We start from the raw sequence: 23,041 nt of genomic DNA on the forward strand, positions 1-23,041 counted from the left end.
GGGATCAGATGCGGGCGAGTGGCGCAGGCGCTTCCTCTGTCGCGGAACTCCCGTTCACTGTTCGCGTCTTCGCCCGCGACGGCCGCAGGAGGACGAGTGTGAGCACGGCCGAGGCGGCGAGCAGGACCGTCCCGACGGTGAACGCCACGTGGTAGCCCTCGGTGAGCGCGACGGCCGGGGACCTGCCCTCGGCGAGCAGGTCTTCGGTGCGCGACGTGGACAGGGTGTTGAGCAGCGCGACGCCGAGTGCCGCGCCGATTTGCTGGGTCGTGTTGAACAGCCCGGACACGACTCCCGCGTCCTCCGGGCGCGCGTCCGACATCGCGAGGGTGGCGAGAGCGGGGAGGACGAGTCCGCCGCCACCGAGGAGGGCGAAGACCGGCAGCAGGTCGACCGCGTACGAGCCGTCGACCGGGACGCGCGTGAGGTACAGCATCCCCGCGGTGAGGACGACGAGCCCCACCAGAAGCACGTTGCGGGCGCCGAAGCGTCCGATCAGGCGGGCGGAGACCCCCAGTGACACCGCACCGATGGCCACGGCCGTCGGCAGCATCGCCCACCCCGTCTTCGCGGCGCCGTAGCCCAGAACGTGCTGCATGTAGAGCACGACGAGCACCTGGAAGCCGAACATCGCCGCGATGGTGAGGATCTGGATGACGTTCGCGCCGGTCACGTTGCGGGAGCGGAAGGTACGCAGCGGCAGCAGCGGCGTCGCGGCCTTGGCCTGGCGGACGGCGAACGCGGCGAGAAGCACCAGCGCACCCGCGAGGAGGGCCCAGGTTTCGGCCGCGCCCCAGCCGTACGCCTCGGCCTTGACCACCGCGTAGACCAGCAGCATCAGCCCGGCGGTGACGAGTGTCGCGCCGACGACGTCCGCCTTGCCGCGGGTTCCGGCGGGGGTGTCGGCGGCCAGCACGCGGGCGGCCAGGAGCAGGGTGACCGCGCCGATGGGCAGGTTGACGAGGAAGATCCAGTGCCAGTTCGCGGCTTCGGTGAGAACGCCGCCGAGGACGAGGCCGAGTGACGCGCCCGCCGCGCCGATGAAGCTGAACGCGCCGATGGCCCTGCCCTGTTCGGACGGCTCGGGGTACAGGGTCACGATCATGCCGAGGCTCACGGCCGAGGCCATCGCGCCGCCCGCGCCCTGGATGAACCGCGCGATGAGCAGCATCTCGGGAGATGTGGCGATGCCGCACAGCAGGGATGCGACGGTGAAGACCGCGATTCCCGCGAGGAACATTCGCTTGCGGCCGAAGATGTCGCCGAGTCTTCCGGCCAGGAGCAGCAGACCGCCGAAGGCGATCATGTAGATGTTCATGACCCAGGCCAGGTTCGCCGGCGAGAAGCCGAGGTCGTCGCCGATCGCGGGGAGCGCGACGGTCACGATCGTGCCGTCGAGGATGACCATCAGCATGCCCACGCACAGCAGCGCCAGGGCGAGCGAACGCGGATACGTGCGCGGGGTTTTCGCGCCGGTCCGGCCGGTCGGGTCAAGCGTTTCGAGCTGCGCCATCGCGCGTCGCCTCCAGGGGACTTGGCCGCGTGCGCGGCTGAGTGCCAACGGGAGAGACGCTAGCAGATAGTTTTGTTGTAGACGATATTTAGAGGACTTGTTTTGTGGGGACCTAGTTCTGGCTCCCCGTGTGCCCCCCGCGACGTACCGGCCGACCCGAGTCCACCGGGGTGGACAGCCGCCCGTGCACCAGCAGTTCGAGGTTGCGTACGAAAGCCTCGCGCTCGTCGGCCGGGATCGCCGCCAGCACGTCGTTGTGCACGTCGTCGACGACCTTGCGGCCCTCCAGGGCCTTCGCGTAGCCCTTTTCCGTGACCGCGATGATGCGCGCCCGCCGGTCGGTGGGAGAGGGGCGCCGTTCCGCGAGGCCCTTCTTCTCCAGGTCGTCGACGGTGAGCACCATCGTCGTCTTGTCGAGCGCACTCGCCTCGGCGAGCTGAATCTGCGTCATCTCGCCGTCGAGCGCGTGGACCAGAACGCACTGGCCGCGCGGTGACATGTCGATCTCCGCGAGCCGCGCGGTCAATTCGGTGGCCAGCACGTGGCCGGTGTGCGAGAGGAGGAAAGTGAGATCGGGTACCTGCCGCTCGACCGCGGCGCGCTTGTCAGCGGGAGTCGTCGTCATACCCCGAGGGTAGCAAGGTGCGCAAATAACGGGATTATCCCGCAGTAGACGAAACCTTTGGGTGTCCCTGACACCGGATGAGGGACCCCGTAGTCGTCAGGTAGTTCGCGCCGGCGCCGACTGCTTCTCAAGGCGTACGCAGCGGTGTGCCCCGCGGCCGATGCCCCGCCCCCGGGCCCGGTGATCCCCTGGAAGCACCGGAGATCCCGCCACGCCGGGCGGGTCCGGTCGTCCACGGAAAGGCCCTTCCATGCCCGCAGTTGTGCGTACCACCGGCAAAGTCGCGCTCCCGCTCGGGATCGCCGCCCTCGCCGCCGGTGCGATCGCGTACGGACCGAGCGCGTTCGCCGACGACTCCGATCCACAGCTCCCGACCCTGACCGCGGAGGAGGTGGTCGCCAAGGTTGCCGCGTCGAAGACCGAGACCCTGTCCGGCTCGATCCGGCTCGCCACCGACTTCGGCCTCCCGGCCCTCCCCGGCGGCGGAGCGGACCCCGACGCGCTCCTCTCCGGCACCCATACGCTGCGCGTCGCGGTCGACGGCCCCGACCGGCAGCGCATCGCCATCCAGGCCGACCTCGCCGAGTACAACATCGTCCACAACGGCCGTGACCTGTGGACCTACGACAGCAGCGCCAACGAGGCCACCCACACCACCCTCCCGGAAGGCCCCGCCGAACTTCCGGCGCCCGGGCTCGCGACCACCCCGCAGGACACCGCGCGGCACCTGCTCGCCGCCGTGGGCCCGAACACGCGGGTCACGGTCGCGGGCACCGACAGGGTCGCCGGCCGCGACGCGTACGAGCTGCGAGTCGCCCCGGGGCAGGCTGGCAGCCTCATCGGCGGTGCGACCATCGCCGTTGACGCGGAGACCGGTGTGCCGCTGCGCGTCGTGGTCGACACGGCCAAGGGTGGCAAGCCGGCGGTCGACGTCGGGTTCACCGACGTGTCGTTCAAGAAGCCGCCCGCCGACACCTTCGACTTCAAGCCGCCGTCCGGCACGAAGGTCGAGGAGCGCAACGACGGCACCTTCGAAGACGCGAGGAACGACGCCGGGCCGTTCGACCTCGGCAAGCTCACCGCGGGCCTGGGCGAGAGCGGGCGAGGACCCGAGACGCACGGCGAGGGGTGGACCACCGTCCTCGAAGTGCCCGTCGACAAGGGCCTGTTCGCGGCGGACCCGGGCAGTGGAACCGATGACGCCGACGCAGCCGAAGCCGACAAGCGCGAGACCGACGGGATCGCCGGGCTCCTCGACAAGGCCGGCACCCGCGTCACCGGGCCGTGGGGCGGCGGAACGCTGTTCACGACCCGGCTGGCCACCGTCCTGGTCACCGACGACGGCCGGCTGTTCGTCGGCGCGGTCGACGGCGACACGCTCCAGCGCGTCGTGACGGAAAGCGCGGCGGGCCGATGACCACGTCCACGGCGGCCGGTCCGGCGACACGCGGTCCGGGCCGGACCACGCAGCCGCACCGCACCTCGTCCGGCCGGGCCGAACCGGCCGTCGTCACCCAGGGGTTGTCCAAGAGGTACGGCCGCGACCGGCTCGCCGTGGACTCACTCGACCTCGTGGTGCCCACCGGGTCGGTGTTCGGCTTCCTGGGGCCCAACGGCTCCGGCAAGACGACCACGATCCGCATGCTCATGGGGCTCGTCAAGCCCACGTCCGGCACCGCGACCGTCCTCGGCGGCGCCATGCCCGGGGCCGCCGGTGCGGTCCTGCCCCGGGTCGGCGCGCTCATCGAGGGGCCCGCGCACTACGGCTTCCTCACCGGGCGTGAGAACCTCGCCCGCCTGGACGCCGCCGACCAGACGGCCGCCCCGGCCACCCGCAGGACGCGCATCGACGCCGCGCTGGCCCGCGTCGGCCTGTCGGCGGTCGGCGACCGCAAGGCCCGTGCGTACTCCCTCGGTATGAAGCAACGGCTCGGCATCGCCTCGGCCCTGCTGTGCCCGCGCGACCTGCTGGTGCTGGACGAGCCGACCAACGGCCTCGACCCGCAGGGCATGCGCGAGATCCGGGCGCTGATCCGGCAACTCGCCGCCGACGGCACGACGGTGTTCCTGTCGTCGCACCTGCTCGATGAGGTCGAACAGGTGTGCAGTCACGCGGCCGTCATGAACCGCGGCCGCCTCGTCACCCAGGGGACCGTCGAGGACCTCCGGGCGGCGGTACGCGGGCGCCTGGTCGTCGAGACCCCCGACACCGACCGCGCCGCGACCGTCCTCACCGCCCTCAAGGCGACTGCCGTGCACCCCACGCCCACCGGCGTCGAAGCCGAACTCGGCGACGTCCCACCGGATGTGGCATGTGCGGCCCTGGTCCGTGCGGACGTGCGCGTCCGCTCCTTCACCACGACCGGCGGCTCGCTCGAAGACGCCTTCGTGGCACTGACGGGAGAGGGATTCGATGTCGAGGACTGAGGCGCCGGCCCCGGCCGAAACCGTGCCGACCGCGATACCTCGCGATCCAACAGCCGTGCCGGACACCACAGTTCGCCGAGACGCCCCCGCGATTCGCGCGCCCCGCGCCCGCGGCCTCCTGGCGAGCGAGATGCGGTACGTCTTCCGCCGCCCGCGCACGTACGCGATGCTCGGCTTCCTGGCGCTCGTGCCCGTGCTCCTCGGTGTCGCGCTGCGCTGGTTCACCGACGGAGTGTCCGGCGAAGACGGCGAGAACGGCCTGGAGTTCGTCTCCCAGGTGACCAACAACGGGCTGTTCCTCGTCTTCGCCTCACTTGCCGCGACCCTGCCGTTCTTCCTGCCGATGACGGTAGGCGTGGTCTCCGGCGACGCGATCGCCGGCGAGGCGCACGGCGGAACCCTCCGCTACCTCCTCGTCGCCCCCGCGGGCCGCGTGCGACTGCTTGCCGTCAAGTTCGCCGGCGTCGCCGCCTTCTGTTTCGCCGCGACGTTCACCGTCGCCGTCTCGGCCCTCGCGGTCGGCGCGGTGCTCTTCCCGATGGGCGACGTCCCGCTGCTCAACGGCGACACCATTGCGATGAGCGAGGCGCTGCTGCGTGCGCTCGCGATCGCCGCGACCGTTTCCGTTTCGCTCCTCGGCATCGCCGCCGTCGGGCTGTTCGTCTCGACTCTCACCGCAGTGCCGGTCGCCGCTATGGCCACGACGGTCGGCCTGGTGATCGGGGCGGCGATCCTCACCTCGATCCCGCAGTTCCACGCGCTGCACCCGTGGCTGTTCACCGACGAATGGCTTTCCTTCGGCGACCTGCTCCGCGATCCCGTCGTCACCGACGGAGTCGTGCGCAACATCGAACTCCAGCTCGCCTACACCCTCGTCTTCGGTGCGGCCGCGTGGTCCCGCATGTCCGACCGCGACGTCACCTGCTGAGCGGGCGTGGCCCGGCCCGGGGATCTGTTGTGCGTGCCCAGAGTTCGGCTGGACACGCACGAATCGGGCGATGCTGCGGCAGCGTGGGTGCCAGGCGTGCGGACGACGTAGGGTTGGACGCGGTTGGACAGTCAGCCACAGCCGGTTCTCGTCGTCGCCGATCGCGCGGCGGAGCTCCGGCCGACCGGCATTGTCCGCAACACACCAGGTGGGGTCATGACTTCCGACCCGTTCCGCAGTGACTCCTTCGGCTCCTCAGGCCCTGACGGCGTGATCCGTACGCGTCCGTTCGACCTCGGACGGGATGCGGTGATCGCGTACGCCGTGCGCGAGCCGCGTCCGCGGACCCTCGACGCCGCCGATCTCCTCACCGCGGTCGGGGAGTTGGCGTTGCGGAAGCTGCCGGGGGTCAGCGACGTGACACTGGCGTTCTGGCGCAACGACGCGTTGCTCGCCGAGGTGTCGACCGACATCGACCTTGGTGAGGTGGTCGGCGCGCACGACGTCGACCGGCCCGGGCCGGTGGCGGACGTGCTGCGCACCGGGGGCGCGGTGCAACTGCCGGATCTGGAGCGTGAGTCGCGCTGGCCGGACGCGGCGCGTGAGCTGCGCGTGCGCGGGTTTCGTTCGTGTGCCGCGGCGGCGCTGCGGCGTCCGCGGTTCAGTCTTGCCGTGGTGGTGTATTCGCCGAAGCCGGGGCCGTTGGCGGCCCCGGTCGAGTTGGACGCGTTGTTGGGCGACTGGGTGTCGACGGTGATGCGCAACAGGGTGCGTGGTGTGGTCTGAACGCGGCAACCCGACCGGTTCCGAGCCGACCGGCACCGACCAGGCCCACCCCGGGGCGGCCGGCCCCGACGCGTCCGGCGCCGACGCCCCTGCGCGGGACGGCGGCGATCAGTGCCGCACGCGGTGTTCGACGTCGGCCACGAGCCGCCGTGCGACGTCCGCGAGTTTGACGTTGTTGTTCTGCGACACGCGGCGCAGCACCGCGAAGGCGCTGTCGGAGTCGATACGTCGCTGGACCATGAGGATTCCCATGGCCTGCCCGATCGTTCCGTGGCTGCCGAGGGCCGCCTCCAGGTCCAGGGTGCGGTCCACGGCGGCGAGGCGTTCCTCCTGCTCGCGGGCGACGGCCGCGCGCGCGGCGAGCCGAATCTCGAACTCGCGTACCACCAGGCCGGCAAGAGCGGTGAGCACGTCGATCATGTCGACCGGGACCGGGCGCGGGACGGTGTCGAAGACCGAGAGCGTGCCGATGTTGTGGCCGTCCGCGGTGCACAGCGGCACGCCCAGGTAGAACCGCATCCCGAACTCCCCGGCCACCAGCGGGTTCGCGCACGCGACGGGGTCGAGCGACGCGTCGGGGATGCCGTGCGGGGCACCGGTGGTCACGATGGTCTGGCACAGCCCCGGCCCGATGGGGACGCCGGGCAGGTCGAGCCCGTGCCGTCCGTGGAACCAGATGTCGTTCTCGTCCATGATCGTCACGACGGCATACGGCACCGCGAACAGCCGTGCGGCCAGGGCCGCGATCTCGTGGTAGCAGTCCGACGGGATGTCGAGGATCTCCCACCGGCGGATCGCGTCGACGCGCGCGCGGCTGTCGGGGTCGGAGCCGTGCTTCCTGCGGCGGGCCCCGCCGTCGCCGGGGCCTTGGGTGCGGGGGTCGGCGCTGCTGTCGGTGCGCGCGTCGGTGTACGAGGTCTGCCGGGGCAAGGTGGTCACGGCACAACGGTAGGCGCGACGACGGTTATGCGGGCACATGTTGCTTGAAAAACGGACGGCGCCCCGGCGAAGGATGCCGGGGCCCCGTCCTGCCCTGCACTATGACGGACCGTCAGCCGATGGTCCAGATCAGCCGGTGTTTCGGATCAGCCGATCGTCCAGGTGTCGTTGCCGCTGAGGAGCGACGCGAGGTCGCCTTCGCCGCGCGCGGCGGTGTCGGCGGCCAGCTGGTCGGCCATCAGCGTGTCGTACACCGGCCGTTCGACGTTGCGGAAGACGCCGATCGGGGTGTGGTGGTTGCTGGTCAGGTCGCCCAGGCGGGACAGCGCGAACGCGAGCTCCGGGTTCTCCCGGTGGGCGTCGTGGACCACGAGGGCGTCCTCGCCGACCGCGGCGACCTCGGCGACCTCCAGGGCACCGGCCGTGCCGCGCACGACGCCGAGCTGGAGGTCCTTGCCGAACCTGATCGGCTGACCGTGCTCCAGACGGATCGTCACGTCGTCGCGCGTGTCGGCGTCCTTGAGCTGGTCGAAGGCACCGTCGTTGAAGATGTTGCAGTTCTGGTAGATCTCCACCAGCGCGGTGCCCGGGTGGGCGGCGGCCTCGCGCAGCACCGAGGTGAGGTGCTTGCGGTCGGAGTCGATCGTGCGCGCGACGAAGGTCGCCTCTGCGCCGATCGCGATGCTGACCGGGTTGAACGGGTTGTCGAGCGAGCCGAGCGGCGTCGACTTCGTGATCTTCCCGGTCTCCGAGGTCGGCGAGTACTGGCCCTTGGTCAGCCCGTAGATCCGGTTGTTGAACAGCAGGATCTTGAGGTTGACGTTGCGGCGCAGCGCGTGGATCAGGTGGTTGCCGCCGATCGACAGCGCGTCGCCGTCGCCGGTGACGACCCACACGCTCAGGTCCTGGCGCGACGTCGCCAGACCGGTCGCGATCGCCGGGGCGCGCCCGTGGATCGAGTGCATGCCGAAGGTGTTCATGTAGTACGGGAACCGGCTGGAGCAGCCGATGCCCGAGATCCACACGATGTTCTCCTTGCGGAGCCCGAGCTCGGGCAGGAAGCCCTGCACCGCCGCGAGGATCGCGTAGTCACCGCAGCCGGGGCACCAGCGCACTTCCTGGTCCGACTTGAAGTCCTTCGCCGACTGCTTGGCGTCGGTCTTGGGGACCAGCGTCAGCGACGGGAAGCCGCCGCCCGCGCCGTTGGCGGAAGCTGTTGCCTCAGACACTTTCGATGACCTCCTGGATCACGTGGGCCAGCTCTTCGGCCTTGAACGGCAGGCCGCGGACCTGGTTGTACGCGATGGCGTCGACGAGGTACTTCCCACGCAGCAGCAGTGCGAGCTGCCCCAGGTTCATCTCGGGGACGATCACCTTGTCGTACTTCTTCAGCACCTCGGCGGTGTTCGCCGGGAACGGGTTGAGGTGGCGGAAGTGCGCCTGCGCCACCTTGCCGCCGGCCGCGCGGACCCGCCGCACACCGGCCGCGATCGGGCCGTACGTCGAACCCCAGCCGACGACGAGCACCTTCGCGTCGCCGGTCGGGTCGTCGACCGCCAGCGGCTCGATGTCCTTGGCGATGCCGTCGACCTTGGCCTGCCGGGTACGGACCATGAAGTCGTGGTTGGCCGGGTCGTAGCTGATCGAACCGATCCCGTCGGCCTTCTCGATGCCGCCGATGCGGTGTTCGAGGCCCGCGGTGCCCGGCACGGCCCACGGGCGCGCGAGCGTCTCGGGGTCGCGCTTGTACGGCCAGAAGACCTTGGTCCCGTCTTCCATCTCCTGGTTCGGCTCGGTCGCGAACTCCACGCGCAGGTCGGGGAGATCGTCGACGGCCGGGATGCGCCACGGCTCCGACCCGTTGGCGAGGTAGCCGTCGGACAGCACGAAGACCGGCGTGCGGTACTTCAGCGCGATCCGCGCGCCCTCGATGGCGGCGTCGAAGCAGTCGCCCGCGGTGCGCGGCGCGACGATCGGCACGGGGGCCTCGCCGTTGCGGCCGAACATCGCCTGGAGGAGGTCGGACTGCTCGGTCTTGGTCGGCAGGCCGGTGGACGGCCCGCCGCGCTGCACGTCGACGATGACCAGCGGCAGTTCGAGGGAAACCGCCAGGCCGATCGCCTCGGACTTCAGTGCGACACCGGGACCGGAGGTGGTGGTGACCGCGAGTGCCCCGCCGAAAGCGGCGCCGAGGGCCGCGCCGATGCCGGCGATCTCGTCCTCTGCCTGGAAGGTGCGCACGTTGAAGTTCTTGTGCTTGGCCAGCTCGTGCAGGATGTCCGAGGCCGGGGTGATCGGGTAGGACCCGAGGTAGATCGGGAGCTCGGCACGCTGTCCGGCGGCGACCAGGCCGTACGACAGCGCCAGGTTGCCGGTGATGTTGCGGTATGTGCCCGAGGGCAGCTTCGCGGGGGCGATCTCGTACGAGACCGCGAAGTCCTCGGTGGTCTCGCCGAAGTTCCAGCCGGCCTTGAACGCCGCGACGTTGGCGTCCGCGATGACCGGGAGCTTGGCGAACTTCTTCTGGAGGAACGTGATCGTCGACTCGGTCGGGCGGTGGTAGAGCCACGACAGGAGGCCGAGCGCGAACATGTTCTTCGCGCGCTCCGCGTCCTTCTTCGAGATCGCGAAGTCGGCGAGGGCGTCCACGGTGAGCGTGGTCAGCGGCACCGCGTGGATGTTGTACGCATCGAGCGAGCCGTCTTCGAGCGGGTTCGTCGCGTACCCGACCTTGGCCATGGCGCGCTTGGTGAACTCGTCCGTGTTGACGATGATTTCCGCACCGCGCGGCAGATCGCGGATGTTGGCCTTGAGCGCCGCCGGGTTCATCGCGACGAGAACGGACGGTGCGTCGCCCGGGGTCAGGATGTCGTGGTCGGCGAAGTGGAGTTGGAAGCTGGAGACGCCCGGCAGGGTTCCGGCAGGCGCCCGGATCTCGGCGGGGAAATTCGGCAGAGTCGACAGGTCGTTGCCGAAGGTGGCCGTTTCGGATGTGAAACGGTCTCCGGTCAACTGCATTCCGTCACCGGAATCGCCCGCGAACCGGATGACTACCCGGTCGATCTGCTTGACCTGTTTGGTCACTGTGGAGGACCTCCTCGGCGCTGCGGCAGATTCGTCCGCGCACCGCGCGGTTGTCGCAGTTTCATCGTACGGCTGTACTTAGGGTGCCCTGGGCCGGGCCCCTGGTGGTGCACGGGAGCGATTCGCTGCCGGATTTCATCCGGAAACGTGGATTTTGTCCGTGTTCCGGACAGAACTGGGCCCACGACGAGCCCACCTCCGGTCGCGGGGATGATGACACGAGTCCAGTAATCCGTTCACCAGAGTGTCAGGATCCGAGATAAGCGAGTACTGCCAGCACTCTTCTGTGATCGGTCTCACTGGGGGCGAGGCCGAGTTTTCCAAAGATGTTGCTGACGTGTTTTTCCACCGCGCCGTCCGAGACGACCATGGCCTGCGCGATGGCGGAGTTGGTCCGCCCCTCGGCCATGTAACCGAGGACTTCCCGCTCCCTCGGAGTCAGCGTGACCAGCACATTCTGCTTGCGGCTGCGCCCGAGCAATTGGGAGACGACCTCGGGATCGAGGGCGGTTCCGCCCTTCGCGACACGCACGACCGCGTCGACGAAATCGCCCACGTCCGCGACGCGGTCCTTGAGCAGATATCCGACCCCGCTCGTGCTGCCCGCCAGCAGTTCGGTCGCGTACTGCTCCTCGACCGCCTGTGACAGGATCAACACCCCGACGTCGGGAAGTTCCCGCCGCATGCGCACGGCAGCGCGGATCCCCTCGTCGGTGAACGACGGCGGCATCCGCACGTCCACGACGCACACTTCGGGCCGCAATTCGGCGGCCACCGCCATGAGCTGGTCGGCGTCGTCGACCGCGGCCACGACCTCGTGGCCCCGGTCTTCGAGAAGACGGGTGAGCCCGTCTCGCAGCAGTACGGAATCCTCAGCGATCACGACGCGCACGGCCTCGACAGCCTCCATCCGGCGCCGGAGCCCCGCGCCCCGGCAGCACCAGTCTCCCGGATGGGAAACCGCGCCGCGCACGACCGGTGGCCCGGACCGGCATCGAAGGAGGAAAAGCGCCGGAGAACGGCGCTTTTCGTCCCCCGGCCCGCCGCGTTGCCCGCGTGCCTTGCGGCGCGGCCCTCGCAGCGGCGTCAGCGGGGCTCCGTCCGCACGGGCAACCGCTCGTGCGTGGGGCCGGGACGCGCGGTCGCCCCGGGCCCACCAGCAGCAGGGTCACAGCGGCAGCGACACCGTGGCCCGCGTGCCGCCGCCCTTGGGGCTCTCGACCCGCAGCGTGCCGTCGACACCCCGTACGCGCTCGACCAGGCCGGCCAGCCCGGTGCCGTGCGCGGGGTCCGCCCCGCCCCGGCCGTTGTCCTCGACCACGGCCACCAGGCGGTCGCGTTCCGCACGGACCGTCACGGACGCGGACGACGCGCCGCTGTGCTTGGACACGTTCGTCAGCAACTCGCTCACGGTGTAGTACGCGACCTGCTCGATCGGCGCGCTCGGCCGGCGCGGCAGGTCGACCGAAACCGTCACCGGCACCGTGCACTTGGCCGCGACAGCCGACAAGGCGGCGTCCAGACCGCGGTCGGTCAGCACCGCGGGGTGGATCCCCCGCGCCAGATCGCGGAGTTCGCGCAGCGCGAGCTTCACCTCGTTGTGCGCCTCGACCACCATGCGCTGTGCCGACTCGGGGTCGGAGTTCATCTTCTCCTTCGCCATGCCGAGGTCCATCGCCAGCGACACCAGGCGGGCCTGCGCGCCGTCGTGCAGGTCGCGTTCGATGCGCCGCATGTCGGACGCCGCGGTGTCGACGGCCGCGCCGCGGCTGACGGTCAGCTCCTCGACCTGCTTGGACAGGAACGCCGGCCCCAGCAGCGCCCGGACCATCGCCCGGTCCACCGCCGCGACGCCGCGGATGATCTGCGGCGTCAGGAACATCAGGACCACACCGACCAGGAACGTCAGCGCCACCCACCCGGGGCCGGTGAGGTAGACGTCGTCGCCGCCCAGCTTCGGCCCGTCGCCGCTCAGCAGGGCACCCGGCTGGTCCGCCGACCGGAACAGCGGCTGCGTGGCCGGATACGTGAGGGTCACCAGCGTCGCCGACCACAGCGCGATCGCGATCGTGAACGTGAAGATGCCCCATGGAAGCAACAGGAACAGGTACAACGCGCCACGCCAGCCCGTGCCGTCCGCGCAGCCGCTCTTCACCCACCCGGTGAAGCCCGGGGTCTTCTGCCGGAACGGGGCGGGTGCGCGCACGACTTCGTCCATCAGCAGCCGGGCCCGTCCGCGCTCCATCGCGCCCCAGCCGCGGCACGAGAGCAGGACGCCCGCCAGCAGCGGCAGGCCGATGAGGCACAGCGGCGTCAGGCCGATGCCCAGGGCGATCAGCACGACGACGTAGATGAAGCCCACCAGACCCACGACGAAGTTCAAGGTCAGGTGGATCGTCTCGCCCCAGGTGCGCGCGCTGATCGGCGCGCGCCAGAAGCCGGGACGGGACACCGGCACGCGCGGCGCCGCGCCGGGCACGGTGATACCAGCAGTCGACATCGGGGCGGTCCTCGCTCGGGGGAATCTGTGGTCGATCCTTGCAGTACAACTGTTGCCGGACGAGGGCGGCGATCCCATGACGTACGTCGGTGTCTTCGTGGTAGGGCTGGCCCTACCACGATGCCCTCACCGGCCTACCGCCGAAGCCCGCGGCGCGGGACAGTACCGGTAGCGGACGGTGCGGACAGTCCGGGGCCAATCCCCCTAGACTCCCGTGCCACATGGGCAACAGAAAGGCAGAACGAGAGGGCGTACCAAGGTGACCGCACACGGCTACTTCAGTACGTACGCGCTCGTCGGACTGGTCCTGCTGGTCGGCGCCGGCTTCGTCGCCGCCGCCTTCACCGCGAACCGGCTCCTGCGCCCGCACGCCCCGACCGCCGAGAAGCTGACGGCGTACGAGTGCGGCGTGGACCCGGTCGGCGAGGGCTGGGCCCAGACGCACGTCAGGTACTACATCTACGCCTATCTGTATGTGATCTTCGCGGTCGACGCGATCTACCTGTTCCCGTGGGCCACGGTCTTCGCCGACCCCGGGTTCGGTGCGACGACCCTGGTCGAAATGTTCGTATTCGTCGGCTTCCTTGCTGTGGGTTTGCTCTACGCGTGGCGGAAAGGCGTACTGACGTGGACGTGACCGGCCCGGGCTCGCCGGGCGGCGGCAACCCCGTGGGACTGCCGGCCCCCCGGCTCGGCCCGCTCTCGCGACTGGCACCGGACCCGATCCGGCTGGTCCTGAACTGGGGCCGCCGCTACTCGCTCTGGGTCTTCAACTTCGGACTCGCCTGCTGTGCCATCGAGTTCATCGCGACGTCGATGGCCAAACACGACTTCATCCGACTCGGTGTGATCCCCTTCGCGCCCGGGCCCCGACAGGCCGACCTGATGATCGTGTCGGGCACCGTCACCGACAAGATGGCGCCCGCGATCAAGCGGCTTTACGAGCAGATGCCGGAGCCGAAGTACGTCATCTCGTTCGGCTCGTGCGCGAACTGCGGCGGCCCGTACTGGGACTCTTACTGCGTCACCAAGGGCGTCGACCAGATCATCCCCGTCGACGTCTACGTGCCCGGCTGTCCGCCCCGGCCCGAGGCGCTGTTGCAGGGCATCCTCAAACTCCAGGAGAAGATCGGCGCGGAATCGCTCGCCGACCGCTACCCGCCGAGCCCCGGCACGCCGCCCACCGCGGCCCTGCGCCGACCGCCGGTCACCCCGCCGGCGGCACCGGGCGGTGCGACGTGACGCCGGACGAGATCCGCGCCGCCCTGGGCGACGACGTCACGGTGTCCGACGCGTACGGCCTGGCCACCGCCGACGTGCCCGCGGCACGCTGGATCGAGGTGCTGACCGCCGCGCGCGACGTGCTCGGCCTCACCTACTTCGACTGGCTCAGCGGCGTCGACGAGGCACCCGAAGGCTTCGCGGTGGTCGCACACGTATGCGCCGCACCGGGACCGCGGCTCCTGCTGCGCACCCGCGTGCCGCGCGAGACGCCGCACCTGCCGACCGCGACCGGGGTGTACGCGGGCGCGGCGTGGCACGAGCGCGAGACCGCGGAGATGTTCGGCGTTGTCTTCGACGACCACCCGCACCCGGTACCGCTGTTGCTCCCCGACGGATTCGAGGGGCACCCGCTGCGCAAGGACTTCGTCCTGGCCTCGCGGGTCGCCAAACCGTGGCCGGGCGCGAAGGAACCCGGCGAATCGGATGCCCACGAGGGTGCCGCGCGGTCGCCGGGGCGCCGCAGGACGCTGCCGCCGGGCGTGCCCGACCCCGCGGTCTGGGGACCCGACGCCGACCGGGCTCCCGCCACTTCGGACGAGCCCGCAGCAGCGCCGCGGGCCGGCCGCACCCCCGGCGACCGCCCCCCACGACCGGACCGCCCCCGGCGCACCCGCAGCGCGTCCCAGGGCTCGGCGAGCCAGCGGGGCACGACCGACACGGGGACCGACGTGTCACCCGACACGGCAGAGCAGCCGGCCACCGGGCGGCCCGATCAGCCGACCGCCGCCGACCGCCCCCGCCGCGCCCGGAAGGCGAGCGACGGCTCGGCGAGTCAGCGGGAGCGGTCGGCGGGTGATTCGCCTTCCACCCCGCCGCCTGGAAGCGGTGACGAGGCGTCGGGCGGCCCCTCGCGCGAGACCGCGTCCGGGCACGAAGCCGGCCCCGCGTCCGACACCGAGCCGACCGAACCGCCACCCTCCTCCGAGCTCCCGCCGGAGGACACATGACCTTCTTCGAGGTCGTCGTCCGCCTGCTCCTGGTCCTGCTCGCGTTCCTGCTGCTGCCGCTGCTCATCGGCCAGACCGAGCACAAGGTCATGGGCCACATGCAGGCCCGCGTCGGGCCCATCTACGCGGGCGCGTTCCACGGCTGGGCGCAACTTGTCGCGGACGGTGTGAAGTTCGCGCAGAAGGAGGAGATCGTTCCGGCCGGTGCGGACCGGCGCGTGTTCCGGCTCGCGCCGGCGATCGCGCTCGTGCCGTACCTCGTCGTGCTGGTCGCCGTCCCCGTCGGGCCCGGCGACCAGGTCGGGCGGAGCATCGACGCGGGGATCTTCTTCGTCCTCGCGGTGATGGGCGTCGGCGTCCTCGGTTCGCTCATGGGCGGGTGGGCGTCCGCCAACAAGTACTCGCTGCTCGGATCGCTGCGCACCGCCGCGCAGTTGATGGCGTACGAGCTGCCGATGCTGCTGGCCGCCGCGTCGGTGGCCATGGCGGCCGGGACGCTCTCGCTCACCGGGATCCTCGGCGAATGGGAGTGGTGGTGGCTGCCGTGGCAGGCACTCGGCGGTGTGGTGTTCTTCACCGCGGGCCTCGCCGAGTTGCAGCGTCCGCCCTTTGACATGCCGGTCGCCGACTCGGAGATCATCTTCGGCGCGTACACCGAGTACTCCGGCCTGCGTTTCGCGCTGTTCCTGCTCGCGGAGTACGCCGGGATCCTGGTGCTGTGCGCGCTCACCACGGTGTTGTTCCTCGGCGGGTGGCACGGCCCCTGGTCCGACGACGTCGGCTGGCTGTGGACCGTGCTCAAGACGGGGCTCCTCGCGTTCGTGGTGATCTGGCTGCGCGTCAGCTATCCGCGGCTGCGCGAGGACCAGCTCCAAAAACTCGCCTGGACGGGCCTGATCCCGCTCGCTCTCGGGCAACTCGTGCTGACCGGCGTGGTGAGGGTGGCCGCCGCATGACGAAGATTCCGGGAGCGGGCCTGGCCAAGGGGCTGGCCGTCACCCTCAGGACGATGACGAAGCGCTCCGTCACGCAGGGGTATCCGGAGGTGCTTCCGGAGCTGCCGCCACGCTCGCGCGGGGTGATCGCGCTGTTCGAGGAGAACTGCACGGTCTGCATGCTGTGCGCGCGCGAGTGCCCCGACTGGTGCATCTACATCGATTCGCACAAGGAGGTCGTGCCGGCGAAGGAGCCGGGGGCCCGCGACCGTACGCGCAACGTCCTCGACCGTTTCGCGATCGATTTTGCGCTGTGCATGTACTGCGGGATCTGTGTCGAAGTCTGTCCGTTCGACGCTCTTTTCTGGTCACCGGAGTTCGAGTACGCGACCGACGACATCCGCGCGCTGACCCACGAGAAGGACACGCTCCGCGCCTGGATGTGGACCGTGCCCGCACCGCCCGCACTCGACGAACGCGCGGAGGAACCCAAGGAGTTCGCGGTTGCCCGCCGGGCGGCGGACAAGGCCGCGAAGGAACTGGAGCGCGGCGCCGGGCGCGAGGGGGACACGCGGTGACCGCGCGCGCCGCCGTCGCGGCGTGGTCGCGGGATGTCGCCGCGAACACCGCCCCGGCCGCCGACATCTCGGGCGAAGGCGGGCCCGGGTTCCTCTCGCCGACCGGCGCCGAGATCGCCTTCGTGCTGATCGGCCTGGTCGTCCTCGGTTCCGCGCTGCTGGTCGTCACGACCCGGCAGATCGTGCACGCCGCGCTGTGGCTGGTCGTCGCCCTGGGCGGGCTCGCGGCCGAATACCTGCTGCTCACAGCGGAGTTCATCGCGTGGGTGCAAGTGCTCATCTACATCGGCGCGGTCGTCGTCCTGTTGCTCTTCGGGCTGATGCTCACCCGCGCCCCGATCGGCCGCTCGACCGAGTTGGACGCCCCGCGCCGGTGGCCCGCGTTGCTGGTCGCCGCGGGGGCCGCGGCGACGCTGCTGACGGTGGTGGTCGACGCGTTCCACGCGACGTACCTGGATCTGGAGAAGACCGACGACGGGTCGGCCCGTGCCACCGGCGAGAGTCTGTTCCGCGTATGGGTGCTGCCGTTCGAGGTGCTGTCGGTGCTGCTGCTCGCCGCGCTGATCGGCGCGATCGTCTTGTCGCGCGGACGCGACGGGGACGACAAGGCGTCCGGCAAGGACGTGCGTACGGCCTCCCGTCCTCCTCGGGAGCGGTGATCGCGTGCACCTCGTCTACCCGTTGGTGCTCGCGGTGCTGCTCTTCTGCGTCGGCCTCTACGGCGTCCTCGTGCGCCGCAACGCCATTCTCGTCCTGATGTCCGTCGAGCTCATGCTCAACGCGGTCAACATCAATCTGGTCGCGTTCGACATGTGGCTGCGCGACACGCTGCACGCCGGACAGGCGCTGACGTTGTTCGTCATCACGATCGCCGCGGCCGAGATCGGCCTCGGCCTGGCGATCGTGCTCATGGTGTTCCGCAGCCGCGCGACATCGGACGTCTCCGCGCTGCGTGACCTCGCCGAGCCCGGCCCGGACGACGGCACAGCCTCGAACAGCACAGCCTCGAACAGCACGGCTTCGAACAGCACCGGCCCGAACGGCACGGCGGCGAGATCCACAGCGTCGAGCGCCACAGACCGGAGCACCTCATGATCACGGCCGCGGCCCTGGCCACCGGGCTCCCGTTCCTCGCCGCCCTGGCGTCGCTCGCGGCGGGCCGCCGGTCCCTCCGCGCCGCCCGGACCCTGGCGGTCGCCCCCCTCGCCCTCGCCGCCGTGCTCGCCTTCGCCGTGGCGATCCGGCACGGCAGCGGCGGTGTCACGGAAGACGGCGTACGCCTCACCCCGACCGGCGGGCTCGACATCACGCTGTCGCTGCGCATCGACGGCCTCGCATCGCTGGTCGGGGCGATGGTCGCGGCGGTCGCGCTGCTGGTGCAGATCTACTCGGCGGCGTACCTGCGCAAGGATCCGCGCTACCCGTCGTACGCCGCGTTCGTCTCGCTGTTCACCGCCGCGATGTTGCTCGTGGTCTACACGGGCGACGTGATCGTTCTGCTGGTGGGGTGGGAAGTCATGGGCGTCTGCTCGTACTTCCTCATCGGCCACTGGTGGGAGACCGAAGTCGCGCGGGCTGCGTCCGTCAAGGCCTTCCTGGTCACCAAGCTCGGCGACGTGCCGTTTTTGATCGGAATTCTTGTGCTCGGCGTCGGCAGCGGATCGTTTCAGATCGGCGAGATCGTCGACACCGCGCCGCCCGGCGGTGCCGCGTGGGTGACCGCCGGGACCCTGCTGATGCTCGGCGGCGTCGCCGGGAAGTCCGCACAAGTGCCGCTCCAGACGTGGCTCCCGGACGCGATGGCCGGCCCCACGCCGGTCAGCGCGCTCATCCACGCCGCGACCATGGTCGCCGCCGGAGCATACGTCGTTGCCCGCCTCTACCCGGTGTTCCTCGCCGCGGACGCGACGCTGCTGGTGCTCGCGGTCGTCGCGGCGGTGACGATGGTCGTGTCAGCGCTCGCCGCGTTCGCGCAGGACGACCTCAAACGGGTGCTCGCGTGGTCGACGGTCAGTCAGCTCGCCTACATGACAGGCGGATTGGCGGCGGGAGGTCGTGACGCCGCGGTGTTCCACCTGCTGACGCATGGGGCGTTCAAGGCGCTGCTGTTCCTCGCCGCCGGTGTGGTCATCCACATCGCGGCCAGCGGACGCCTCAGCGAAATGGGCGGCCTGCGGACCCGGTCGCCCATGGTGTTCTGGACGACGACCGCCGGGCTCGCGGCACTCGTCGGGGTGCTCCCGCTGTCCGGGTTCTTCAGCAAGGAAGCGGTGCTGCGCGCAGCCGAGCACACCGCGCTGCACTCGTCCCCGGGCGGGCCACACGCGGCCGCCGGCTGGCTGGTGCTGGTCGCCGGCCTGCTGACCGTCGCGCTGACGGCCGCGTACGCGACCCGGGTATGGCTGCGCGTCTTCTTCGGACCGGAGCGCGCGGTGACGCACCACGCCGAGCGGGCCGACGTGTTGGCGGACGAACACGCGGGCGACGGCCACGGGCCGGTACCGCGCGCGATGCTGTGGCCGCTCGTCGTCCTCACAGTGCCCACCGTCGCGCTCGGCGTCGTCGGCCTGTCCGAGTCGTGGCTGCCGTCGTGGCTCGGCGACGCCGACGGACGGCCGTACGACAGCGCGGCGGCGGAGGCCGGGCGGCTTGAGCAGAACAACGCGTATTACGACCTCGCGCCCACCCTGGGCACGTCCCTCGTCGCGATCGCCCTGCTGGCGGCGGGAGCCGCCCTCGTCGCGGCGCTGTGGCGGCGCGATCCGGGCGCCGACCCCGCACGGGTGCTCGGTCCGTTGCGGGCTCCGGCGGAACGCGGCTTCGACGTCGACCGCGCCTACGACGCGGCGGTGGTCCGGCCGGTACGCGCGTTCGCGCGCGCGACACGTTTCCTCGACCACGCGGTCGTCGACGGCTATGTGCGCGGCGCGGCGACCGGCACCCGGCTGGCGGGCGGCGGCCTGCGGCGCACTCAGAACGGAAACGTCCACGTGTATTTGGCCGGGCTGCTGACCGGTGTCGTCGTCCTCGCGGTCGCGGTGGCGGTGGGCGCATGAGTGAGCGGAGCGAGCGAGTCGGTAAGAGGGATGCGTTTCGCGAATGCGGCGGCGAGCGAAGCGAGGTGCCTGCATGAGCGTCGTGCTGCTGATCGCGATCGCGCTGCCGCTCGCGGCGGCGACGTGGCTGATCCTGCGTCCCGTCGGCGACCGGCACGCGCGGTACGCAGGCGTCGCGGTCACGGGCGTCACGCTCGCGCTGACGATCGCACTCGCGGCCGGGTTCGACCGCGATGACGCGCGCAGCACGCAGTTCGAGACCGACCGCGTGTGGGCGTCGTCGCTCGGGCTGCACTTCCATCTCGGCGTCGACGGGATCTCGTTGCCGCTGCTGGTCCTGACCGCGCTGCTGACGTTCCTCGTCGCCGTCCACAGCCTGGGGACAATTCCGCCGGGCGGCAGCGCGCGGGCGTACGTCGCACTCGTGCTCGTCCTGGAATGCGGCGTGCTCGGTACGTTCGCCGCGCTCGACCTCATCCTGTTCTTCCTGTTCTTCGAGGTCGTGCTGATCCCGATGTACTTCCTCATCGCCCGCTGGGGCACCCCGGGCGAACGCGGCCCGGCGGCGGTCAAGTTCATCCTGTACACACTGCTCGGCTCGGCCGTGATGCTGCTCGGTTTCCTGCTCGTCCAGGCCCACACGGGCACGTTCGACATCACCGAGCTCGCCGCCGCCGGCGGCGACGGCATGTCGCGCGGGGTACAGATCACCGCGTTCCTCGCGATCGGACTCGGCCTCGCGGTCAAGGTGCCCATGTGGCCGCTGCACACATGGCTGCCGGACGCGCACACGGCCGCGCCGACGGGCGGCTCGGTGCTGCTGGCCGGCGTGCTGCTCAAGATGGGGACCTACGGTCTGATCCGCATCGCGGTGCCGGTGCTGCCCGAGGGCGCGGAGGTGTTCGCGCCCTACCTCGCGGCGTTCGGGACGATCGGGATCGTCTACGGCTCGCTGGTGTGTCTCGCGTTGGTGCGCAGCCCCGACGGCGACCTGAAGCGGATCATCGCGTATTCGTCCGTCGGCCACATGGGCTTCGCACTGCTCGGCATCGCGACGCTCACGCCTCAGGGGCTCAACGGGGCGCTCTTCGTCAACATCGGCCACGGGCTCGTGACGGGCCTGCTGTTCTTCCTCGCGGGCGCGGTGAAAGAGCGCAGCGGCACCGCCCTCCTGGCCCGCATCGGCGGAAGCCTGTACGCGCGGGCTCCCCGGCTGGGCGGACTTCTCGCCTTCGGTGCCGTCGCGGGCCTCGGGCTGCCGGGGCTGGCCGGGTTCTGGGGCGAACTGCTGGCGATGTACGGCGCGTACAAACCCGCGGACGGTCTCGAACGCCCGCTCTACCTCGTGCTGCTGGCGGTGGCGGGCGCGGGGACGGTACTGACCGCCGCGTACATGCTGGCCATCGTGCGCACGGTGTGCGCCGGGCCGGGGTTGGGCGCCGAGACGCGAGGCACCGGCCGTCCCGCCGGGTTGTCCGGCGCGGCGTCCGGCAGGGCTTCCGGCGCCACCGCGGCCGGACCCGAGACGGCACTCGGCGACCAGCAGCCGCCCGCCCGCGTCGAACCCCTGCCCGACGTCGGCCCGATCGACATCGCCGCATGGGGGCCGCTGGTCGTGCTCACCGTGGTCGCCGGGCTGTGGCCCGCGTCCGTGCTCGCGGTGACCGACCCTGCCGTCCGCGCGCTGTTGGGAGGGGGCTCGTGATCCTGGCCGAACCGTCAACGTCTCTCGTGCAGGACATCGACTGGCTCGCCGTCGGCCCGCCGCTGGTGCTCGCAATCGCGGCCCTCGCCGTCCTCCTCGCGGACCTCTTCCTCGCCGGACCGCGCAAAGTGTGGCTCGCATGGATCTCTCTGGCCGGACTCGCGGCGTCGCTGCTCCTCCTCCTGCCGCTGCGGCTCGCCGACGAGACCCGAGCGACGTTCTGCGTGCCCGGCGACTCGGCGGCCTGCTCGTACGTCGCGTCCGACTTCACCCTTGTTCTGCAACTGGTGATCACCGCGTCGGCCGCGGTCGTGGTGCTGCTGTCGATGCCGATGACCGCGCCGCGCCCTTGGGCCGACGAACGTCACGACGACTCGGGCATCCCCGGCGGCGAGTACCACTTCCTGCTCCTCGCCTCGGCCGCCGGCGCGGTCACCTTGGTCGCCGCGCGGGACTTGGTCACCCTGGTCGTCGCCCTCGAAACACTGTCGCTGCCGTCGTTCGCGATGGTCGGACTGCGTCGCGACGGGCGCGGTGGCGAGGCGGCACTCAAGTACTTCCTGATGTCGGTCGCGTCGACGGCGGTCCTGCTCTTCGGCATCAGCCTCCTGTACGGCGCCACCGGTGCCGTCCACCTCGACCGCGTGGCGGCCGGGCTGACCGACCTGGACCCGCGCCTGGAAACCGTCGCAGCGACGGGTGCGGCGCTGGCGCTGGCCGGGTTCGCGTTCAAGGTCGCGGCGGTGCCGTTCCATTTCTGGGTGCCGGACACGTACCGCGGGGCCACGGTGCCGGTGGCGGCGTACCTCTCGGTGGTGTCGAAGACGGCCGGCTTCGCGGGGCTGCTGCTGCTCGCCGGCGTCGCGCTGCGTCCGTACGCCCACGTCTGGGGGCCCGTCCTCGCGGTGCTCGCCGCGCTGACGATGACCGTCGGCAACGTGGTCGCGGTGCGCGTGGCGACCGGGTCCGGCGACGCGGTACGCGTACTCGCGTGGTCGTCGATCGCCCAGTCCGGCTATGTGCTGGTGCCGTTCGGCACGGCGGCGGGCGACGGTGCCGAACTCCCCGAGCGGCTGCCCGCGTCGGTCGCCTACCTCGCGGTGTACGCGGTGATGAACCTCGGCGCGTTCGCGGTCGTCACCGCGGTCGGGCGCGACCGGCCGAGGGGCGTCGTCGGGGACTACCGCGGACTCCTGCGCGCGCGGCCGGCGCTTGCGCTCGCGATGGCGTTCTTTCTGCTCTGCCTGGCCGGCCTGCCGCCGGGGCTGATGGGGCTGTTCGCGAAAGTGACGGTGTTTCAGGCGGTGGTGGCGGGAGGGACCGGGTGGCTCGCGGTGGTGATGGCGGTCAACGTCGTCATCGGGCTGTACTACTACCTCGTGTGGACCGCACTGCTGTTCGCGCCGGCGGAGCCGGTGCCCGCGAAACCCGGTGCGGACGGGGGCAGCGTGGTCGCCGGCGGCGTCTTCCGTGGGGGAACTTCGGGCACGGCCGGGACGTTGCGCGTACCGGCACCGTTCGCCGTCGCGATCGGACTGGCGTTCGGTCTCGGCGTGGCGCTGTCCGTGGCCCCGCAGATCGTGCTGCGGGTGCTCACGCTGCCGGGGCTGATCGGCTGACCGACCGCCGCGCGGGCGTGGGCGTGTCGGCCGACCGGTTGTCGGCGGGGTCGTTCGCCGGGCCTCGCCTCGGTCGTGCTCGGTCGTGCTCGGTCGGGGACCCGGCACAACAGGC

21 protein-coding genes are annotated in these 23,041 nt (G+C 70.9%); 14 read left to right on the top strand and 7 right to left on the bottom strand.

What is annotated here, in order from left to right; all coding sequences use genetic code 11:
* Positions 1-4: 4 nt before the first annotated feature.
* Both ACRX5W_RS02965 and ACRX5W_RS02970 read right to left on the bottom strand, forming a co-directional pair.
* Entirely contained in the window at positions 5-1,513 is a 1,509-nt protein-coding gene (locus ACRX5W_RS02965; RefSeq protein WP_436786292.1) for an MFS transporter, read from the bottom strand.
* Positions 1,514-1,625: 112 nt separating this feature from the next.
* Positions 1,626-2,138, bottom strand: coding sequence for a MarR family winged helix-turn-helix transcriptional regulator (locus tag ACRX5W_RS02970; protein WP_436786293.1), 513 nt, complete (start codon positions 2,136-2,138; stop codon positions 1,626-1,628).
* A gap of 250 nt (positions 2,139-2,388) precedes the next feature.
* Between ACRX5W_RS02970 and ACRX5W_RS02975 the strand changes: the two genes are divergently transcribed.
* From ACRX5W_RS02975 to ACRX5W_RS02990, 4 genes are all read left to right on the top strand, one after another.
* A complete protein-coding gene (locus ACRX5W_RS02975; RefSeq protein ID WP_436786294.1) occupies positions 2,389-3,555 on the top strand; it encodes a LolA family protein in 1,167 nt (388 codons plus the stop codon).
* Entirely contained in the window at positions 3,552-4,565 is a 1,014-nt protein-coding gene (locus ACRX5W_RS02980) for an ABC transporter ATP-binding protein (RefSeq protein ID WP_436786295.1), read from the top strand. Before ACRX5W_RS02975 ends, ACRX5W_RS02980 begins: the two co-directional genes overlap by 4 nt.
* Positions 4,552-5,493 (top strand): ABC transporter permease, encoded by a 942-nt coding sequence (locus tag ACRX5W_RS02985; protein WP_436786296.1) that lies wholly within the window; start codon positions 4,552-4,554, stop codon positions 5,491-5,493. Before ACRX5W_RS02980 ends, ACRX5W_RS02985 begins: the two co-directional genes overlap by 14 nt.
* 216 nt (positions 5,494-5,709) lie before the next feature.
* Positions 5,710-6,279: a hypothetical protein gene (locus ACRX5W_RS02990; protein ID WP_436786297.1), complete on the top strand. Its 570-nt coding sequence runs from the start codon at positions 5,710-5,712 to the stop codon at positions 6,277-6,279.
* A gap of 108 nt (positions 6,280-6,387) precedes the next feature.
* Here the strand turns inward: ACRX5W_RS02990 and ACRX5W_RS02995 are convergent, their stop codons facing one another.
* The 5 genes from ACRX5W_RS02995 to ACRX5W_RS03015 all read right to left on the bottom strand — a co-directional run bounded on the left by ACRX5W_RS02995 (position 6,388) and on the right by ACRX5W_RS03015 (position 12,802).
* On the bottom strand, positions 6,388-7,218 hold the full coding sequence (locus ACRX5W_RS02995; protein ID WP_436786298.1) for a GAF and ANTAR domain-containing protein: 831 nt from the start codon (positions 7,216-7,218) through the stop codon (positions 6,388-6,390).
* A gap of 146 nt (positions 7,219-7,364) precedes the next feature.
* Positions 7,365-8,447, bottom strand: a complete 1,083-nt coding sequence (locus ACRX5W_RS03000) for a 2-oxoacid:ferredoxin oxidoreductase subunit beta (protein ID WP_436786299.1) — start codon at positions 8,445-8,447, stop codon at positions 7,365-7,367.
* Entirely contained in the window at positions 8,440-10,302 is a 1,863-nt protein-coding gene (locus ACRX5W_RS03005; protein ID WP_436786300.1) for a 2-oxoacid:acceptor oxidoreductase subunit alpha, read from the bottom strand. The genes ACRX5W_RS03000 and ACRX5W_RS03005 overlap by 8 nt, the downstream gene beginning before the upstream one ends.
* Before the next feature lie 247 nt (positions 10,303-10,549).
* Positions 10,550-11,194: a response regulator transcription factor gene (locus tag ACRX5W_RS03010; RefSeq protein ID WP_436786772.1), complete on the bottom strand. Its 645-nt coding sequence runs from the start codon at positions 11,192-11,194 to the stop codon at positions 10,550-10,552.
* A gap of 276 nt (positions 11,195-11,470) precedes the next feature.
* Positions 11,471-12,802, bottom strand: coding sequence for a sensor histidine kinase (locus tag ACRX5W_RS03015; RefSeq protein ID WP_436786301.1), 1,332 nt, complete (start codon positions 12,800-12,802; stop codon positions 11,471-11,473).
* 259 nt (positions 12,803-13,061) lie between these two features.
* On the opposite strand from ACRX5W_RS03015, the gene ACRX5W_RS03020 reads away from it, so the two are divergent.
* From ACRX5W_RS03020 to ACRX5W_RS03065, 10 genes are all read left to right on the top strand, one after another.
* The gene (locus ACRX5W_RS03020) at positions 13,062-13,439 is read left to right on the top strand and encodes an NADH-quinone oxidoreductase subunit A (protein WP_436786302.1); all 378 of its coding nucleotides are present in this window, start codon (positions 13,062-13,064) and stop codon (positions 13,437-13,439) included.
* A complete protein-coding gene (locus ACRX5W_RS03025; RefSeq protein ID WP_436786303.1) occupies positions 13,430-14,044 on the top strand; it encodes an NADH-quinone oxidoreductase subunit B in 615 nt (204 codons plus the stop codon). Before ACRX5W_RS03020 ends, ACRX5W_RS03025 begins: the two co-directional genes overlap by 10 nt.
* Positions 14,041-15,033, top strand: a complete 993-nt coding sequence (locus ACRX5W_RS03030; protein WP_436786304.1) for an NADH-quinone oxidoreductase subunit C — start codon at positions 14,041-14,043, stop codon at positions 15,031-15,033. Before ACRX5W_RS03025 ends, ACRX5W_RS03030 begins: the two co-directional genes overlap by 4 nt.
* Positions 15,030-15,989 carry a complex I subunit 1/NuoH family protein gene (locus ACRX5W_RS03035; RefSeq protein ID WP_436786305.1) on the top strand — a complete coding sequence of 320 codons (960 nt, stop codon included), beginning with the start codon at positions 15,030-15,032 and terminating at the stop codon, positions 15,987-15,989. Before ACRX5W_RS03030 ends, ACRX5W_RS03035 begins: the two co-directional genes overlap by 4 nt.
* On the top strand, positions 15,986-16,546 hold the full coding sequence (locus ACRX5W_RS03040; RefSeq protein ID WP_436786306.1) for a NuoI/complex I 23 kDa subunit family protein: 561 nt from the start codon (positions 15,986-15,988) through the stop codon (positions 16,544-16,546). Before ACRX5W_RS03035 ends, ACRX5W_RS03040 begins: the two co-directional genes overlap by 4 nt.
* On the top strand, positions 16,543-17,205 hold the full coding sequence (locus tag ACRX5W_RS03045) for an NADH-quinone oxidoreductase subunit J family protein (protein ID WP_436786307.1): 663 nt from the start codon (positions 16,543-16,545) through the stop codon (positions 17,203-17,205). The genes ACRX5W_RS03040 and ACRX5W_RS03045 overlap by 4 nt, the downstream gene beginning before the upstream one ends.
* Before the next feature lie 4 nt (positions 17,206-17,209).
* Positions 17,210-17,641, top strand: a complete 432-nt coding sequence (gene nuoK, locus ACRX5W_RS03050) for an NADH-quinone oxidoreductase subunit NuoK (RefSeq protein ID WP_436786308.1) — start codon at positions 17,210-17,212, stop codon at positions 17,639-17,641.
* A complete protein-coding gene (locus ACRX5W_RS03055; protein ID WP_436786309.1) occupies positions 17,638-19,602 on the top strand; it encodes an NADH-quinone oxidoreductase subunit 5 family protein in 1,965 nt (654 codons plus the stop codon). The genes nuoK and ACRX5W_RS03055 overlap by 4 nt, the downstream gene beginning before the upstream one ends.
* Positions 19,603-19,675: 73 nt before the next feature.
* A complete protein-coding gene (locus ACRX5W_RS03060; protein ID WP_436786310.1) occupies positions 19,676-21,307 on the top strand; it encodes a complex I subunit 4 family protein in 1,632 nt (543 codons plus the stop codon).
* Positions 21,304-22,926, top strand: coding sequence for an NADH-quinone oxidoreductase subunit N (locus ACRX5W_RS03065; protein ID WP_436786311.1), 1,623 nt, complete (start codon positions 21,304-21,306; stop codon positions 22,924-22,926). Before ACRX5W_RS03060 ends, ACRX5W_RS03065 begins: the two co-directional genes overlap by 4 nt.
* The last annotated feature ends 115 nt before the right edge of the window (positions 22,927-23,041 follow it).

The organism is Yinghuangia sp. YIM S10712 (assembly GCF_051388935.1).
Classification (GTDB): domain Bacteria; phylum Actinomycetota; class Actinomycetes; order Streptomycetales; family Streptomycetaceae; genus Yinghuangia.